Annotated in this window: 14 protein-coding genes; 9 read left to right on the top strand and 5 right to left on the bottom strand. The window is 73.7% G+C overall.

Going from position 1 to position 16,630, the window contains the following annotated elements:
• Positions 1 to 28: 28 nt before the first annotated feature.
• Entirely contained in the window at positions 29 to 781 is a 753-nt protein-coding gene (locus LBW97_RS03555) for a hypothetical protein (RefSeq protein WP_224498018.1), read from the top strand.
• Here the strand turns inward: LBW97_RS03555 and LBW97_RS03550 are convergent.
• Positions 766 to 1,410, bottom strand: coding sequence for a response regulator transcription factor (locus tag LBW97_RS03550; RefSeq protein WP_224498017.1), 645 nt, complete (start codon positions 1,408 to 1,410; stop codon positions 766 to 768). The genes LBW97_RS03555 and LBW97_RS03550 overlap by 16 nt on opposite strands.
• Positions 1,401 to 2,702: a sensor domain-containing protein gene (locus LBW97_RS03545; protein ID WP_224498016.1), complete on the bottom strand. Its 1,302-nt coding sequence runs from the start codon at positions 2,700 to 2,702 to the stop codon at positions 1,401 to 1,403. The genes LBW97_RS03550 and LBW97_RS03545 overlap by 10 nt, the downstream gene beginning before the upstream one ends.
• A 200-nt stretch (positions 2,703 to 2,902) precedes the next feature.
• On the opposite strand from LBW97_RS03545, the gene LBW97_RS03540 reads away from it, so the two are divergent.
• From LBW97_RS03540 to LBW97_RS03515, 6 genes are all read left to right on the top strand, one after another.
• Positions 2,903 to 4,519: a hypothetical protein gene (locus LBW97_RS03540; protein ID WP_224498015.1), complete on the top strand. Its 1,617-nt coding sequence runs from the start codon at positions 2,903 to 2,905 to the stop codon at positions 4,517 to 4,519.
• Between the two features lie 68 nt (positions 4,520 to 4,587).
• Entirely contained in the window at positions 4,588 to 5,574 is a 987-nt protein-coding gene (locus tag LBW97_RS03535) for a sigma-70 family RNA polymerase sigma factor (protein WP_374489314.1), read from the top strand.
• Between the two features lie 194 nt (positions 5,575 to 5,768).
• Positions 5,769 to 6,788: an iron-siderophore ABC transporter substrate-binding protein gene (locus tag LBW97_RS03530; protein WP_224498013.1), complete on the top strand. Its 1,020-nt coding sequence runs from the start codon at positions 5,769 to 5,771 to the stop codon at positions 6,786 to 6,788.
• A gap of 10 nt (positions 6,789 to 6,798) precedes the next feature.
• Complete coding sequence (locus LBW97_RS03525) at positions 6,799 to 7,842, top strand: iron ABC transporter permease (RefSeq protein WP_224498012.1); 1,044 nt, start codon at positions 6,799 to 6,801, stop codon at positions 7,840 to 7,842.
• Positions 7,839 to 8,891 (top strand): iron chelate uptake ABC transporter family permease subunit, encoded by a 1,053-nt coding sequence (locus tag LBW97_RS03520; protein ID WP_224498011.1) that lies wholly within the window; start codon positions 7,839 to 7,841, stop codon positions 8,889 to 8,891. Before LBW97_RS03525 ends, LBW97_RS03520 begins: the two co-directional genes overlap by 4 nt.
• 17 nt (positions 8,892 to 8,908) lie before the next feature.
• A complete protein-coding gene (locus LBW97_RS03515) occupies positions 8,909 to 9,706 on the top strand; it encodes an ABC transporter ATP-binding protein (protein WP_224498010.1) in 798 nt (265 codons plus the stop codon).
• Here the strand turns inward: LBW97_RS03515 and LBW97_RS03510 are convergent.
• Positions 9,703 to 10,299, bottom strand: coding sequence for an MSMEG_1061 family FMN-dependent PPOX-type flavoprotein (locus LBW97_RS03510; protein WP_224498009.1), 597 nt, complete (start codon positions 10,297 to 10,299; stop codon positions 9,703 to 9,705). The genes LBW97_RS03515 and LBW97_RS03510 overlap by 4 nt on opposite strands.
• A 26-nt stretch (positions 10,300 to 10,325) precedes the next feature.
• Entirely contained in the window at positions 10,326 to 10,880 is a 555-nt protein-coding gene (locus LBW97_RS03505) for a hypothetical protein (protein WP_224498008.1), read from the bottom strand.
• Positions 10,881 to 11,068: 188 nt separating this feature from the next.
• On the opposite strand from LBW97_RS03505, the gene LBW97_RS03500 reads away from it, so the two are divergent.
• The gene (locus tag LBW97_RS03500) at positions 11,069 to 12,862 is read left to right on the top strand and encodes an FAD-dependent monooxygenase (protein WP_224498007.1); all 1,794 of its coding nucleotides are present in this window, start codon (positions 11,069 to 11,071) and stop codon (positions 12,860 to 12,862) included.
• Between the two features lie 9 nt (positions 12,863 to 12,871).
• Here the strand turns inward: LBW97_RS03500 and LBW97_RS03495 are convergent, their stop codons facing one another.
• Positions 12,872 to 14,395: an MFS transporter gene (locus LBW97_RS03495; protein ID WP_224498006.1), complete on the bottom strand. Its 1,524-nt coding sequence runs from the start codon at positions 14,393 to 14,395 to the stop codon at positions 12,872 to 12,874.
• A gap of 131 nt (positions 14,396 to 14,526) precedes the next feature.
• Between LBW97_RS03495 and LBW97_RS03490 the strand changes: the two genes are divergently transcribed.
• The gene (locus tag LBW97_RS03490) at positions 14,527 to 16,557 is read left to right on the top strand and encodes a cation:proton antiporter (protein WP_224498005.1); all 2,031 of its coding nucleotides are present in this window, start codon (positions 14,527 to 14,529) and stop codon (positions 16,555 to 16,557) included.
• The last annotated feature ends 73 nt before the right edge of the window (positions 16,558 to 16,630 follow it).

Below are 16,630 nucleotides of genomic sequence, written 5' to 3'. Positions count from 1 at the left end.
CCAGGGACGAGGACGACGGGGGCCGGACATGGGGAGCACAGTCGCGTCTGTTGCCGGAGGGCTGGTCACCGGCGTCGTCGCCTGGACCATCGCCCAGCTCTTGCTGACGCCCCGGCTGAAGTGGTCACCGTTCATCAGCAAGTGGCCGGACTCGACGAAGCGCAGCGGATCGGCCTATCGGGTCAAGGTCAAGAATGCGAGCTGGCTCCGCTCCATCGCAGCGGCAGAACTTCATGCGCGCGTCTTCGCAGAGGGCGTCGACCCTGGACGTGCAGGCACGTCCATGTCGCTCCGCTTCGCGACATCGCCGGCGGACATGAAGACGCTGGGGCCCCGGGCGCACACCATCCTCCACCTGGAGGTGGAGCAGATGACCCAGCGCACGGAGGAACGCCTGCACGCCTGGGGGCACGAAGGGGTGTCGTCCAAGGGCCGGACGTTGGAGGCGCTCCTGGCTCTCCATGACAAGGCCTACTGCTCCGTCCAGGTGCTCGCGAACGATGGGTGGACCGGGGCCCTCCACTACCGCGAGTCGCCTCGCTACCGGTGTTCGGGGACGAGGAACGACATCGTCACCGCCGGGTTCAGGACCGAGCGGCATCGCCTCGACAAGCTGCACCGGCGGGTCAGGACCGCCCTCCAGCGTCGGGGCAGCGAGCCCCGGAGCGGGAGGTGGGCGAGCGTGTGGCACCCAGAACTGCAACGCGGACATGACGTCCGTCCGCCCATCCCCGGCGGACCGCCCCCCGACCAGGAGGCGGCCGCTCAGCCGCGCAGATAGGCCAGCGTGGCCATCACCCGGCGGTGCTGGTCCTCGTCCGGAGCGAGCCCGAGCTTGGCGAAGATGTGCTGGGTGTGCTTCTCCACCGCGCCCGGGGTGACCACCAGGAGCCGGGCGATCGCGCCGTTCGAGTGCCCCTCGGCGATCAGCCCCAGCACCTCCCGCTCGCGCGCGGTCAACCGGCGCACCGGGTCGTCGGAGCGCCGACGCGCGAACAGCTGGGCCACCACCTGCGGGTCGAGCACCGTGCCGCCGGCCACGACGTCCTCGAGCGCGGTGAGGAACGCGTCGACGTCGGCCACCCGGTCCTTGAGCAGGTAGCCGACCCCGCCGGCGCCGTCGGCCAGCAGCTCGTCGGCGTAGGCGACCTCGACGTACTGGGAGAGCACGAGGACGGCGGTGCCGGGCACCGCCCGGCGCGCGTCGACGGCGGCGCGCAGACCCTCGTCGGTGTGCGTCGGCGGCATCCGCACGTCGACGACGGCGACGTCCGGGCGGTGCTCGGTGACCGCGCGCACGAGCGAGAGCCCGTCGCCGACCGCGGCCACCACCTCGGTGCCCGCCTCCTCCAGCAGCCGGACCAGGCCCTCCCGCAGGAGGACGGAGTCGTCGGCGAGCACTACCCGCACGGGAGCTCCGCGGTGAGCCGGGTCGGGCCGCCGCGCGGGCTGTCGACGGCCAGGACGCCGTCCACCGCCTGCAGCCGGTCGGCGAGCCCGGCCAGGCCGTGGCCGGGCGCGAGCACCGCGCCGCCGGTGCCGTCGTCCTCGACGACGACCCGGAGCCGGCCGGCGTCGCAGGCCAGCACCACCCGGCAGAGGTCGGCCTCGCTGTGCTTGGCCACGTTCGCCAGCGCCTCGCTGACGACGAAGTAGGCGGTGTTCTCGGTGACCGGAGCGAGCCGCTCGGTGGGCAGGTCGACGGCGAGGTCGACCGGCACGGGGGAGCGGGCGGCGAGCGCGGCCAGCGCGGCGGCCAGGCCGCGGTCGGCGAGCACCGGCGGCGCGATCCCGCGGGAGAGCGCGCGCAGCTCCTCGAGGGTCTCGCGGGCCAGATCGGCTGCCTCACCGAGGGTGTCGCGCGCGGCCTGCGGGTCGCGGTCGAGCTGGCGCTGGGCGCGGGCCAGGTCCATGCCGAGGCGGACCAGGCGCTGCTGCGGGCCGTCGTGGATGTCGCGCTCCAGGCGGCGCAGCGCCACTGCCTCGGCAGCGACGGCGGCGTCGCGACCCTCGGAGAGCCGGCCGATCTCGGCCTGGGCGGCCGCCCGCGAGGTCAGCAGGACCCGGCCGAGCTGCGCCTGCAGCAGCGCGATGCCGCGGACGGCGAACGGCAGCACGACGGCGAAGAGCAGACCCACGACGGTGTAGAAGATGATCCGGGTGGTGGCGCCGTTACCGAGTCCGAGCAGCTCCGGCAGGTCCCGGTCGCCGGGGCCGTTCGGCAGAGCCCAGTCCCAGAGACCGCGGGTCAGGCCCCCGAGCGCGCCGGCCCACATCGTCACGGTCACGACGAAGCCCGCGATGGTGAAGGGGAACCGCACCAGCGCGTGCAGCACGTCCAGCCAGGTCTGCGGATCGCGCAGCGGCGTCACGAGCTTGCGCACCGGTCGGCCCTCGGGCCGGAGGTAGGCCGGGCGGGGGACCGGGCGACCGAGGACGGCGGGCAGCCAGGCCCGCTCGGCCATGGCGAAGCCGCGCGCCGCCAGCAGGGTCGCGGCGAGCACCGCCACGCCCACCCAGATCACCAGCAGACCCGCCCCCAGCGCCAGGCCGGTGACGACGACGACGAACGCGGCGATCCCGATCGGGAAGTTGCTCAGCGTGTACCCGGTGTCGATCCCGAGCTGGCGGAGGCGGGAACGGAGGTCCGGCGGCGAGGCGACGGCCGGCGGCGGCGGGAGGACGAGGGTGTCTGTGGTCATGCCGTCGACCCTGCTCGGCCGGGGACGCCGAACCCATCCCGCTGCCCGGTCTCCTCGTGGTCGGGCTGGCCCGACCGTGCGTGTGCGCTCATCTCCGCGTCGATGCTCCCGGCAGCCGTGGCGCCGTGTCCAGCACCGGTCCGTGCCCGGCTCCCTCGCTAGGGTCGGACGTTTCACTCCCGAGGAACGGAGGCCGCCTCGTGCGCTCCCGCGCGTTGCCGCTCGTGCTCACCGCAGGCCTGCTGGCCGCGTGCACCGGAACCGACGAGCCGTCCGGCGACGAACAGGCGACCGTCACCCTCGCCGAGCCGGGCCAGCAGCTCACCCTGGTCGCCGACGAGGACCCGGCGGGGGCCTCGGTCAGCACGAGCCGCACCCTGTTCGAGAGGTCCGGCGTCGCCGTCGTCGCGGACGCCGACGACCGGGCCGGCACGCTGCTCGGGGCCTCCGCGGCCGTCGGCCTGGGCGTTCCGCTGCTGGTCGTGGAGTCCGACGCCGCGCCGGTGGCCGAGGAGCTGGAGCGGCTGGGTGCCACGGACGTGCTGGCGGTCGGGAACGTGGAGCTGGGCTCCGACGGACCCGAGGTCCTCGCCGTCCCGGCGAGCCCCGAGGCCGTCGAGGAGGCGACCGGCCTGGAGTTCGCGGACGCGGAGGAGGTGCCGGTCGACGGCGACGCCGCGGCCGTCGCCGGCTTGAACGGCTCGGAGCCCGCCGCGCTGCGCGCCGGGGGCGAGGAACCGTCGGGCGAGGCGGGCGACGGCACGCTGCCCGCGGTCGACCGTCCCGAGCCGCTGGAGGACGTCGTCGTGCTGGCGACGGGGGAGTCGGTGGCCGGCATCGCCACTGCCCGGGCGGCCGGAGCGCAGGTGGTCCTCACCGGCGGTGCCACCGACCCGCGGGCTTCGGCCGACGTCGTGAGCGCGCTGGCGGACGCGCCGAACACGTCCGTCGTCGCGCTCGGCGCCGGCTTCGCCGCCGAGGACGGGCTGGACTGGAAGACGGCGACCGCCGCGACGGGCGAGCAGCTGCCCGGCGGTGGGCAGCTGCTCTTCCCGGGCCGGCTGATCGTGGCCCTGTACGGCCACCCGGGCACGGGCGCCCTCGGGGTCATGGGCGAGCAGCCGCTGGACGCGGCCATCGAGCGGGCGCAGGAGTACGCCGCCTCCTACGAGCCGCTCGTCGACGCGACGGTGGTGCCGGCGTTCGAGATCATCGCGACCGTCGCCTCGTCGTCCGCCGGCAGCGACGGCAACTACTCCGCCGAGGCCGATCCCGAGTTCCTCCGTCCGTGGGTGGAGGCGGCCGGGAAGGCCGGGCTCTACGTCGTTCTCGACCTGCAGCCGGGGCGCACCGACTTCGTCACCCAGGCCGAGCAGTACCGCTCGCTGCTGGAGCTCCCGCACGTGGGCCTGGCGCTGGACCCCGAGTGGCGGCTGGGGCCGGGTGAGGTGCACCTCGAGCAGATCGGCTCGGTGGGCGTCGAGGAGGTCAACCAGGTGGTCACCTGGCTGGCCGATCTCACGCGGGAGAGCGCGCTGCCGCAGAAGCTCCTCGTCCTGCACCAGTTCCGGCTGGACATGCTGCCCGGCCGGGAGCGCGTGGACACGAGCCGCGACGAGCTCGCGGTGATGATCCACGCCGACGGCCAGGGTGGCCAGGGCGACAAGCAGGCGACCTGGGCGGCGCTGCACCGCGATGCGCCCGCCGGTCTGTCGTGGGGCTGGAAGAACTTCCACGACGAGGACCTCCCGATGCTGACCCCCGGCGAGACGATCAGCGGCGTGGCGCCCGTTCCCGACCTGATCAGCTACCAGTAGCGCGCGACCCCTCCCGTTCCGTCGGTGGGCTGTGGTCTGCTGATCGCCTCGTCGCTCCCCGGAGGTGCATGCAGGTGACCAGCGTCGCGCTCGGCCCGATCGACCAGCTGGATCCGCGGTTGCTCGAGCACCGCCGTGAGCTCACCGGCTACTGCTACCGGATGCTCGGCTCGATCTTCGACGCCGAGGACGCGGTGCAGGAGACGATGGTGCGCGCTTGGCGCGGGATCGCCGACTTCGAGGGCCGGTCAGCGCTGCGCTCGTGGCTCTACCGGATCGCGACCAACGTCTGCCTGGACCAGCTCAACGGCCGGCAGCGGCGGGCGCTGCCGATGGACCTCTCCGGTTCGCCCTATGCGCCGGTGGAGGCCTCGCTGGCAGGTCGCCTGCCCGCCTCGGCCTGGGTCGAGCCGGTGCTCGACCGCCAGGTCATCCCCGAGGACGGCGACCCGGCCGAGCAGGCGGTGGCCAGGGAGTCGGTGCGGCTGGCGTTCGTCGCGGCGCTGCAGCACCTGCCCCCGCGCCAGCGGGCGGTGCTGATCCTGCGCGAGGTGCTGCGCTGGAAGGCCGAGGAGGTCGCGCAGCTGCTCGACACGACGGTGGCGTCGGTGAACAGCGCCCTGCAGCGGGCGCGCGCCACGCTGGCCGACCTCGAGGGGCGGCCGGCGCCCCGCTCGCTGGACTCCGACGACCGCGCCCTGCTCGCCCGCTACCTGGACGCCTTCGAGCGCTACGACATCGACGCCTTCGTGCAGCTGCTCGCGGAGGACGCGACCCAGCACATGCCGCCGTTCGAGATGTGGCTCAAGGGCCGTGAGGACATCGGCACCTGGATGCTCGGTCCGGGTGCCGGCTGCAAGAACTCCAAGCTGATCCAGACCTCGGCCAACGGAACGCCGGCGGTGGCCCAGTACCGCCCGGTCGAGGGTGGTGGGCACGTGCCGTGGGGTCTGCACGTGCTGGAGATCGAGGACGGCCGGATCGCCCACATCTCCAGCTTCCTGAACCTGGACTGCGAGCTCTTCGCCGCGCTGGGCCTGCCGACGGAGCTGTGATCGAGGGCGTCCCCGACGGCGGCGGGGACCCTCGTTGATCTTGCCAGTCAGGTAAGGCTAACCTCAGTCCGCTTCGCTCCGGCGCAGCGGCGTCCTCCCGGGTTCTCACCCGCACGTCCGTCGCGGGTCACGCACCGGAGCGCGTGACTCCCGTGCCGTCCCCCTGCGGCACGGCCTGACGACGGAAGGCCCCCATGACCCGAGCAACGACCCTGGTCGCCCTCTCTGCTGCGCTGGTGCTGACCGGCGGTCTCGCCGGCTGCTCCTCCGACTCCACGACGGAGCCCGGCGGCAGCGCTGACTTCACCCCCGTGACCATCGAGCACGCGCTCGGCACGACGGTCATCGACGCCAAGCCCGAGCGCGTGGCGACGGTCCAGTGGGCCAACCACGAGGTGCCCCTGGCGCTCGGCGTCGTCCCCGTGGGCATGGCCGCCGCCAACTTCGGCGACGACGACGGCGACGGCCTGCTGCCGTGGGTGAAGGAGCGGCTCGAGGAGCTCGACGCCGAGACCCCCGTGCTGTTCGACGAGACCGACGGCATCGACTTCGAGGCCGTCGCCGACACCAACCCCGACGTGATTCTCGCGGGCTACTCCGGGCTGACCCAGGAGGACTACGACACCCTCAGCGAGATCGCGCCCGTCGTCGCCTACCCCGAGGCGCCGTGGGCGACCCCGTGGCGGGAGATGATCGAGGTCAACGCCAAGGGCATGGGCATGGAGGCCGAGGGCGAGGAGCTCGTCGCCGACCTCGAGAAGCAGATCGACGACACCGTCGGGGAGCACCCCGAGCTCGAGGGCAAGAACACGATGTTCCTGACGCACGTCGACACGACCGACCTCAGCGTGGTCAGCTACTACACGCCGTTCGACACCCGCAGCGCGTTCTTCGAGGACCTCGGACTGGCCACTCCGGCCAGCGTCGAGGCGGCCGCGACCGACCCCGAGCAGTTCTCGGGCACGATCAGCGCCGAGCAGATCGACACCCTCGACGATGTGCAGATCATCGTCACCTACGGCGACCAGGAACTGGTGGACGCGCTGAAGGCCGACCCGCTGCTCTCGCGCATGCCGGCCGTCGCCAACGGTTCCATCGTCCTGCTGCCGGACACCCCGCTCGGCACCGCGGCGAACCCGACCCCGCTGGCGATCTCCTGGGTGCTCGAGGACTACGTGTCCATGCTCGCCGAGGCCGCCGACAAGACGGCGTGACGACCACTCCGTGACCGCGCTCCACCCCGCCCCGACCCCGGACGCCGCTCCCGCGCGGCGCCCGGGGTCGGTGCGGTTCCTCTGGCTGCTGGCCGTCGTCGGCCTGCTCGTGCTGCTGATGATCGCCTCGGTGGCCATCGGTTCCCGCGGTGTCGGCTGGTCCGACATCGTCGGCGCGCTGGGGGGGTCCACCGACACCATCGCCGAGGCCGCGGTGACCAAGCGGATCCCGCGCACGGTCCTCGCCGTCCTGGTGGGCGCGGCCCTGGGCCTGTCCGGCGCGGTCATGCAGGGCGTCACCCGGAATCCGCTGGCCGACCCAGGCGTCCTGGGCATCAACATGGGCGCCTCGCTGGCCGTGGTCACCGGCCTGGCCTGGTTCGGCCTGTTCTCCGCGACCAGCATCATCCTGACCGCGATCTCCGGAGCCGCCCTCGCCGCGGTCTTCGTCTACGTCGTCGGGTCGCTGGGGCGCGGCGGGCCGACGCCGCTGAAGCTGGCGCTGGCCGGCGCCGCCACGTCTGCGGCTCTCACCTCCTTCATCACCGCGATCGCCCTGCCCCGCGGTGACATCGCCGCCGGCGTGCAGTCCTGGCAGGTCGGCGGCGTGGGCGGCGCGACCTTCGCCACCCTCGTTCCGGTGCTGCCCTTCCTGGCTGCCGGGCTGGTCATCAGCCTGCTGTCGGCCCGCAGCCTGAACTCCCTCGCGCTGGGCGACGAGCTCGCGGCAGGCCTCGGTGAGCGGGTCGCCCTCGCCCGCGCGCTCGCCGCTTTCGGCTCGGTGGTGCTGTGCGGCGCCGCCACCGCCGTCGCCGGGCCCATCTGGTTCGTCGGACTGGTCGTGCCGCACCTGTGCCGGCTGCTGGTCGGCGTGGACCACCGCTGGCTCCTGCCGTTCTCGGCGCTGACCGGCGGCTGCCTGCTGACCCTCTCCGACGTGGTGGGGCGCATCGTGGCCCGCCCGAGCGAGCTCGACGTCGGCATCATCACCGCGCTCGTCGGGGCTCCGCTGTTCATCGCCATCGTGCGCCGGCAGAAGGTGCGCGAGCTGTGACCGCCGTCGTCGCCTCTCCCGAGGGAACCGTCGACGCGGTGGCCCGCGACCGGGTCCGCCGCGCCTCGCGCCGCCGCCTGGTGATCGCCCTGCTCTCGGTGCTCGTCGTCGCCACCTTCGCCCTCACGCTCATGGTGGGGCGGACCTTCTACCCGATGGGCGACGTCTGGCGGGTGGTGCTCGGCGAGCAGGTGCCGGGCGCGAGCTTCACCGTCGGGCGGCTGCGGCTGCCGCGGGCGGTGCTCGCCGTCGTCGCGGGGCTGAGCTTCGGCCTGGCCGGCGTCACCTTCCAGACCATGCTGCGCAATCCGCTGGCCAGCCCGGACGTGATCGGGATCAGCTCGGGCGCCAGTGCCGCCGCGGTGGTCGGCATCGTGGTGTTCGGGCTGAGCGGAACGGCGGTGTCGACCCTGGCGGTCGCGGCGGCGCTGGGCGTGGCGCTGCTGATCTACCTGCTGTCGTCCCGCAACGGCGTCGCCGGCACCCGGCTGATCCTGATCGGCATCGGCGTCGGCGCGATGCTCAACAGCGTCGTCAACTACGTGCTGACCAGGGCCGGGCAGTGGGACTACCAGGAGGCGCTGCGCTGGCTGACCGGCAGCCTCAACGGAACCACCTGGGTGGCGGTGGGCCCGGCGCTGGTCGCGCTGCTGGTGCTGACGCCGGTCCTGCTGGGCCAGACGCGCAACCTCGCGGCGCTGCAGCTGGGTGACGACACCGCCTCGGCGCTGGGCGTCCGGGTCGAGCGCACCCGGCTGATCGCCATCGTCACCGCCGTCGGCCTGGTCGCCTTCGCCACGGCCGCGTGCGGGCCGATCGCGTTCGTGTCGTTCCTCGCCGGGCCCATCGCGGCCCGCCTCGTCGGGCCGAACGGCTCGCTGCTCGTGCCGGGCGCGCTCGTGGGCGCGCTGCTGGTGCTCGTCGCCGACCTCGTGGGGCAGTTCGCCCTCGGGACGCGCTATCCGGTCGGCGTCGTCACCGGAGTGCTCGGGGCGCCGTACCTGCTGTACCTGATCATCCGCACCAACCGCGCCGGAGGCTCGCTCTGACCACTGACCACTCGCTCGTGGCGCAGGATCTCGCGCTGGCCTACGGCGAGCGCATCGTCATCGAACACCTGGACCTGGCCGTGCCGGCGGGGCGGATCACCGCGATCGTGGGCGCCAACGCGTGCGGGAAGTCGACGCTGCTGCGGTCGATGTCCCGGCTGCTGGCACCGCGCGCGGGCACGGTGCTGCTCGACGGACGAGCCGTGCACAGGACGCCGGCCAAGGAGCTCGCCCGCACGCTCGGCCTGCTGCCGCAGTCGCCGATCGCGCCGGAGGGGATCACCGTCGCCGACCTCGTCGGCCGTGGCCGGCACCCGCACCAGGGAGTCTTCTCCCGCTGGAGCCGGGACGACGACGCCGCCGTGGCCGCAGCCCTGGAGGCGACGCAGACGACCACGCTGGCCGACCGCGCGGTGGACGAGCTCTCCGGCGGCCAGCGGCAGCGGGTGTGGATCGCGATGGCACTGGCCCAGCAGACCGATCTGCTGCTGCTCGACGAGCCGACGACCTTCCTCGACGTCGCCCACCAGGTCGAGGTGCTCGACCTGCTGACCGACCTCAACCGCACCCGCGGGACGACGATCGTGATGGTGCTGCACGACCTGAATCTGGCCGCTCGCTACGCCGACCACCTGGTCGCGCTCGCGGGTGGTCGGGTGCACGCCGCGGGGGAGCCGACCGACGTGCTGACCGAGGACTGCATCCGCGCCGTCTTCGGGTTGGAGAGCCGGGTCATCGTCGACCCGACGTCGGGCCGGCCGCTGATGCTGCCGCTCGGCCGGCACCACACGACGTCGGCGGCCGGTACCGCCTAGAGGTTCTGCGCGAGGTCGGCGTGCATCACGTCGTCCGCCGGGAGCGGGGCGGGCAGCCGGCAGTGGTCGCGGAAGACCTCGCCCATCGGCGCGAGGTCCCCGCGCCCGGGCCAGCTCTCGGGCTTCCAGAGGCCCGACCGCAGCAACGACCGGGCGCACTGGACGAACGCCTTGCGCACCTGCACGACCAGGGCGCTGCGCGGGGCGCGGCCGAACTCGGTGAGGTCCACGTCCAGCTCGTCGGGGGCCACGACCGCCGCCGTCCCGAACACCCGGAGGGTCTCCTGGACGCCCGGGATGACGAACATCAGCGCGACCTGCGGGTTGGCCGTGACGTTGCGCAGGCTGTCGATCCGGTTGTTGCCCGGACGGTCGGGGAGCACCAGGCGGTGCGCGTCCAGGACCTTCACGAAGCCGGCCTCGCCGCCGCGGGGTGAGACGTCGGGGAAGCCGTCGGCGTCGGAGGTCGCGAGCGTCAGCCAGGGGGACTGCCGGACAAAGGCCTGGCAGTGCCGGTCCAGGTGGTCGACCTCCTTGTCCCATGCGTTCTGCATGGCCGGCTCGTAGCCGGGGAGGGGATCGGGCGCGCTCATGGCGCGAACGGTAGAGGGCGGCGGTTTCAGCAGGCCGGAAGGCCCAGGCCGCCCCGGGCGTCCGCGCTGAGCCACACCTCCGAGAGGAAGCCGGTCCGGCCGTCGGGCATCTCGACGCGGTACCAGAGGGTCGAGGTGTAGAGGTCCGGGTTCTCGTCGTCGGCGGCGCTCGAGTCGTCGCCGTTCGTGGTGCGCTCACCCTCGGTCCGGCAGATCGCCGTCACGGTGTCGCCGGATCCCATGCCGGTGTCCGGGAGGGCGCAACCGCGGGACGAGCAGTAGTTCTCCGCCACGGTGGAGAGGACGGCGGGGCCGGAGTCCTCCCGCATACCGGAGCCATCGGTGACCCGGTTGTCGACGGTCACCGTCACCGGTCCGTCCGCCACGGGGCCCGACGCCGAGTCGTCGGAGTTCGAGCCGCTCAGTGCGACCACGCCCATGACGACGCCTCCCAGGACGAGCACGCCGGCGCAGAGCAGGAGTCCGTAGCGCATGCGTCGCACGCCCGGCACGGCGAACGCCACGATCCCGACGATCGCCGCGACCCCGACCAACAGCCCTGCCCAGCCCCACGTCGTCATGTGCTCCCCGTCCCCGATGTGAGGGGCGATCGTAGGGGTGATCGCGAGGGAGCGGGCTCGCGCGAAGGCCGCCGCGACAGTCCCGGCGGCGCCGCGCCGTGTGACCCTTGACACAGCAGTGGAGACGTTGGTCAAATCCTCAACTAATCCGCGCGAGCACCCGTGCGCCAGTTCCTCGAGAGGACGTCATGACCGACTCGCCCACGAGCACTTCTCCCGACCCCGCCGTCACGACCGACGTGCTGGTGGTGGGGTCCGGGCCGGCCGGCGCATCCGCCGTCCTCTTCCTGGCCACCTACGGGGTTCCGGCGCTGCTGATCACCAAGTACTCCCGGCTGTCGGACACCCCTCGGGCGCACATCACCAACCAGCGCACCATGGAGGCGCTGCGGGACATGGGCCTGGAGGACCGGCTCATGCGCGAGGCCACCCCGTGGGAGTTCATGGGGAACACGACCTTCTGCACGAGCCTGGCCGGCGAGGAGCTGGGCCGGATCCCCTCCTGGGGCACCGACACCGTCCGGCACGCCGACTACGAGCTGCAGAGCCCGTGCACGATGCTCGACGCGCCGCAGACGATCACCGAGCCCGTGCTGATCCAGGCCGCGCAGGAGCGCGGGGCCCGCGTGCGGTTCGACGTCGAGTACCTGAGCTCCGTGCAGGACGACGACGGCGTCAGCACCACGGTCCGCGACCGGCTCACCGGCGCCGAGTACGTGATCCGGTCGAAGTACCTGATCGGTGCCGACGGCGCCCGCAGCAAGGTCGCCGCGGACCTGGACCTGCCGTTCGAGGGGCCGGGCGCCGTGGGCGGGGCGCTGAGCATCGTCTTCGAGGCCGACCTCTCGCGCTTCGTCGCGCACCGGCCCTCGGTCCTCTACTGGATGCTGCAGCCAGGCGCCGAGAAGGAGGGCGTCGGGCTGGGCGTGCTCCGCATGATCAAGCCGTGGACCGAGTGGATGCTCATGTGGGGCTACGAGGTCGCCGCCGGGCCGCCGGAGCTGACCGACGACGTCGTCCGGGAGCTGGCGGTCGCGCTGGTCGGGACCGACGACTTCGAGATGCGGGTGAAGTCCCGCTCGCCGTGGACCGTCAACCACCACTTCGCGACGACGATCGCCCGGGGCCGGGTCTTCTGCGCCGGTGACGCGATCCACCGCCACCCGCCGACGAACGGGCTCGGTTCCAACACCTCGATCCAGGACGCCTACAACCTCGCCTGGAAGATCGCGCACGTGCTCTCCGGGGCGGCGTCCCCGGCGCTCCTGGACTCCTACGACGCCGAGCGGGCTCCGGTCGCCCGCCAGATCGTCGAGCGGGCCAACCAGAGCATCGCGGACACGGGGAAGATCATCACCGCGCTCGACCTGACCGACACCACGGACGTCGAGAAGCTCGAGGCCCAGCTCGCGCTGCGCAAGGCCCCGGGACCGGAAGGGGAGAAGGTCCGAGCGGCGCTGCGCGAGGCGATCGCCTACAAGGCCTACGAGTTCGACGCCCACGGCGTGGAGCACAATCACCGGTACGCGTCGTCCGCCGTCGTCCCCGACGGAACGCCGATGCCGGAGTTCCGCCGCGACCCGCAGCTCTACGCCCAGCCGACCACCTGGCCGGGCGCGAAGATCCCGCACACCTGGGTGACCCGCGGCGGCCACCGGGTGTCCACCCTGGACCTGGTCGGTCGCGGCCGGTTCAGCCTCGTCACCGGCATCGGGGGAGAGGCCTGGCTGGAGGCGGCAGTGGCCCTCGGCGCGGAGTTCGGGCTGGCGATCACGCCCGTCGCGATCGGTCCGGGCCAGGAGTTCGAGGACCCGTACGGGACCTGGGCGGATCTCAGCGAGATGGACGACGGCGGCGTGCTGCTGGTGCGGCCGGACATGGTCGTCGCCGCTCGCCACGTGTCCGCGCCGTCCTCGGGGCAGGCGGCCTCCGACTGGCTCCGGGAGGCGCTGACCGGCGTCCTCGGCCGCACGGCCGGCTGACGGCCGGCGTCAGCGATCCGGGGCGGCTGCGTCAGCGGTCTCTGGGCTGTGGTCCGGCGGGTGGACGGCGGGGCCGCTCACGCCGCAGTGCAGGCACCGCTCGACCGGAACCCGCCCGGTCGCTGCGGGTGCCTCGGCGCCCAGGGGGCGCCGCACGAACGCGAAGGAGACCAGGGCGCCGGCGACCAGCAGCCCGGCGAGGATCACCACCGCGGCGCGGAAGCCGGCGGCGAACGCCGTCGGATCGGTGTAGTCCTCTCCGCCCAGGCCGGCAGCGGCCGGGACAACCGCCACCGCGAGGAGTCCGGCCGCGCGCGCTACGGCGTTGTTCACGCCCGAGGCGACCCCCGCGTGCCGGTCCTCGGCGGAGTCCAGGACGGTCGCCGTCAGCGGGGCGACCAGCAGGGTGAGGCCCGCGCCGAAGAGGGTGACGGCGGGCAGCACGTCGGACAGGTAGGAGGCCTCCGGGCCGACCCGGAGCATCAGCAGCACCCCGCCCGCGGCCACCAGCGGCCCGGCGGTGAGCAGGGGGCGCGGCCCGATCCGCTGGGCCAGCGCCCCGACCCGGGCGGAGAACACGAGCATCAGGGCCGTGAGGGGGAGCAGTGCGGTGCCGGCCAGCAGCGGGCTGAACCCGGAGACCACCTGCAGCTGCAGCACCAGGAGCACGAACAGGGCGCCCAGCGCGGCGTACACGAACAGCGTGGTGGCGTTGGCCGCGCTGAACTGCCGGTCGGCGAACAGCTCCGGAGGGATAAGCGGGTGCCGTGATCGCCGCTCCACCGCGACGAACGCCGTCAGGCAGAGGACGCCGACCGCGGCACCCAGCCACACCGCCGGCACCACTCCGCGGTCCCCGGCGGCGGTCAGGGCGTAGGTGAGCGCGCCGAGTCCCGCGGCCACCAGCGCCGTGCCCGCCCAGTCGAGCCGGGGCGCGGCTTGGGGGTCCCGCGACTCGGGCACGTGCCGGGCCGCGACGACGATGACCACGGCGGCCAGCGGCAGGTTGATCAGGAAGACCGCCCGCCAGCTCCACTCCACCAGCCAGCCGCCGACGAACGGCCCGACGGCGGCGGCGACACCGGTGAGACCGGACCACGCTCCGACCGCCTTGGCTCGATCGGGCCCGGAGAAGGATGCCGCGATGATGGCCAGACTGCCCGGGGTGAGCAGTGCCCCGCCGACGCCCTGCAGGGCCCGCGCCGCCACGAGAGTGCCGATGTCCGGGGCCAGGCCGCACAGCGCCGAGGCCGCCGCGAACCAGCACACGCCGACGAGGAAGACCCGGCGTCGTCCGAAGCGGTCGCTCAGCGATCCGCCGAGCAGGATCAGCGAGGCGAGGGTCAGCGTGTAGGCGTTGACCGTCCACTGCAGGCCGGAGAAGTCGGCGTCGAGGTCGCCGCCGATCCGCTCCAGCGCCACGTTGACGACAGTCGCGTCCAGCAGGGCCACGCCCGAGCCGAGGACGGTGGCGAGCAGCACCCAGCGGGCCCGGGCCGTGCCCATGCGCAGCCCCGCGGGAGGAGCGGTCATGCCCGTACCTCCTCGGCCGGTAGCCGACAGCATCGCCGCGCTGCCCGCCGCTGGTCAACGCGGGCGGCCAGCAGGGATTCCCGCCCGACGGGGCCTCGGCCGGCGGCGTGGCGGCGAGCAGAATGTCCGGCATGGCTCCGGAGGCAGAACTCGTTCTCGCGGCCGGCGAGGTGCCGGGCTACCTGGGGCCGACCGCGGCGCTCATCGTGGCGGCCGCGGTGATCGGCTACCTGTCGGCCCGCGCCCGGGTGGTCCCGATCGTCGGCTTCCTGGTGGCCGGCGTCCTGATCGGCCCGGCGCAACTCGGCATCGTCGAGAACGGCGAGGCGGTGGAGGCCGCCGCCGACATCGGCGTCATCCTGCTGCTCTTCACCATCGGGATCGAGTTCTCGCTCGACCGGCTGGCACGGGTCTGGACCTGGATCGCCGTCGCCGGCGGCCTGCAGCTGCTGACGGCGACCGGGGCCGGACTGGGGCTGACCCTGCTGGCCGGCGGCGGGTGGCGCGACGGGCTGTTCACCGGGTTCCTGCTCGCGCTGTCGTCCACCGCCATCGTGCTGAAGCTGCTGGGGGAGCGGCGGGAGAACTCCGCGGTGCGCGGCCGACTGGCGCTGGCGGTGCTCATCGCCCAGGACCTGGCCGTGGTGGCCATGGTGCTCGTCGTCCCCCTGCTGGGCCCCTCCGCGGACGGCGAGGGGTCCGGCGGCAGCTCGCTGCTGTGGGCCCTGCTCACCGCCGTCGCGGTGATCGTCGTCGTCCTGGTCGTGGCCCGCCGGGTCATGCCCGCGGTGCTCGACGTCGTGGCGCGGACCTGCTCGCCGGAGGTGTTCCTCCTCGCGATCGTCGCCGTCTGCTTCGGCACCGCCTACCTGACCGCGCTGGCCGGCGTCAGCGTCTCCCTCGGCGCCTTCCTGGCCGGCCTGGTGGTGAGCGAGAGCCGGGCCAGCAGTCAGGCGTTCGCCGAGGTGCTGCCGCTGCAGATCGTGTTCAGCGCGGTCTTCTTCGTCTCCGTCGGCATGCTGCTCGACGTCGGGTTCATGCTCGCCAACCTCCCGCTGGTGCTGGGCGCCGCCGCCGTCGTCCTGCTCGTCAAGACGCTCACCACGGCAGCCGCCGCGACGGTGGCCCGCATCCCGCTGCGCACGGCGGTCGCCACCGGTCTGCTCCTCGCGCAGATCGGCGAGTTCTCCTTCGTGCTCCTCACCGTGGGGACCGCCGCAGGACTGGCTCCGCTGGGGCTCGGCGACGACGGCTCGCAGGTCGTCGTCGCGACCACGGTCCTGCTGATGCTCCTCACCCCGCAGCTCGCCGCCGCGGGCGCCCGGATCGACCGGCGGCACACCGTCGCGGACGACGGTTCCGACGCCGACGGCGGCACGCCCCGCGAGCACGTCGCGATCATCGGCTGGGGTCCCACCGCCCTCGACCTCGCCGCCACCCTGCGCAGCCGCGGCGTCGACGTCGTCATGACCACGCTCAACCCCGACGGCGCGCGCCAGGCCGAGGCCGCCGGTCACGCCGTCGTCCGCGGCGACCCGACGAAGGGGGAGATCCTGCGGACGGCGGGGGTGCCCGAGGCCCGGCTCGCCGTGATCGCCGAGGACGACCCCGAGCAGGCGGTGCGGGTCGTCGCCGCCGCACGGGCGGTCACGTCCGCGCCGATCCTGGCCCGGCCGCTGGGCGCCGTCGACGTCGCCGAGCTGGCCGACGCGGGCGCGGACCACATCCTCGATCGCGACCGGCTCTCCGGCCAGGCGCTGCTGCGCTCGGTGCTCGCGGAGCTCGGTCACCAGGTAGCCGACCGGGACGGGACCGTCGTCGACACCGCCCGGGTGGTCCGGTACGCGTGGCCGACGGGCAGCGGCTGCGAGCACGGTGCAGCGTCCCGGCCGGTGGTGCCCCTGGCGTCGGGGTGCGTCGGCTGCCTGCAGGAGGGGACCGAGTGGGTGCACCTGCGCACCTGCCTGAGCTGCGGGTACGTCGGCTGCTGCGACTCCTCGCCGCGTCGGCACGCCCGTGCGCACGCGGCCGCCGACGACCACCCGCTGATCGCGTCGGCCGAGCCGGGGGAGAGCTGGGGCTACTGCTTCGTCGACGAGGTGACGGTGCCCGCGCCGGCCGGAGCGGCTCCCGAGGCGGAGTCCTCGCCCGCGGCGCAGTGACCGTCCGGCGCCCCGAGCTCCCCGCTGACCTGGCCGGATGCGGACCTCCTCCGGTCCCGGGGTAAGTGCATCG

It is taken from the genome of Blastococcus sp. LR1, from assembly GCF_020166105.1.
Classification (GTDB): Bacteria; Actinomycetota; Actinomycetes; order Mycobacteriales; family Geodermatophilaceae; genus Blastococcus.
Note: the sequence above shows the minus strand (reverse complement) of the source record. Positions and strands in the feature narration are given on the sequence as shown.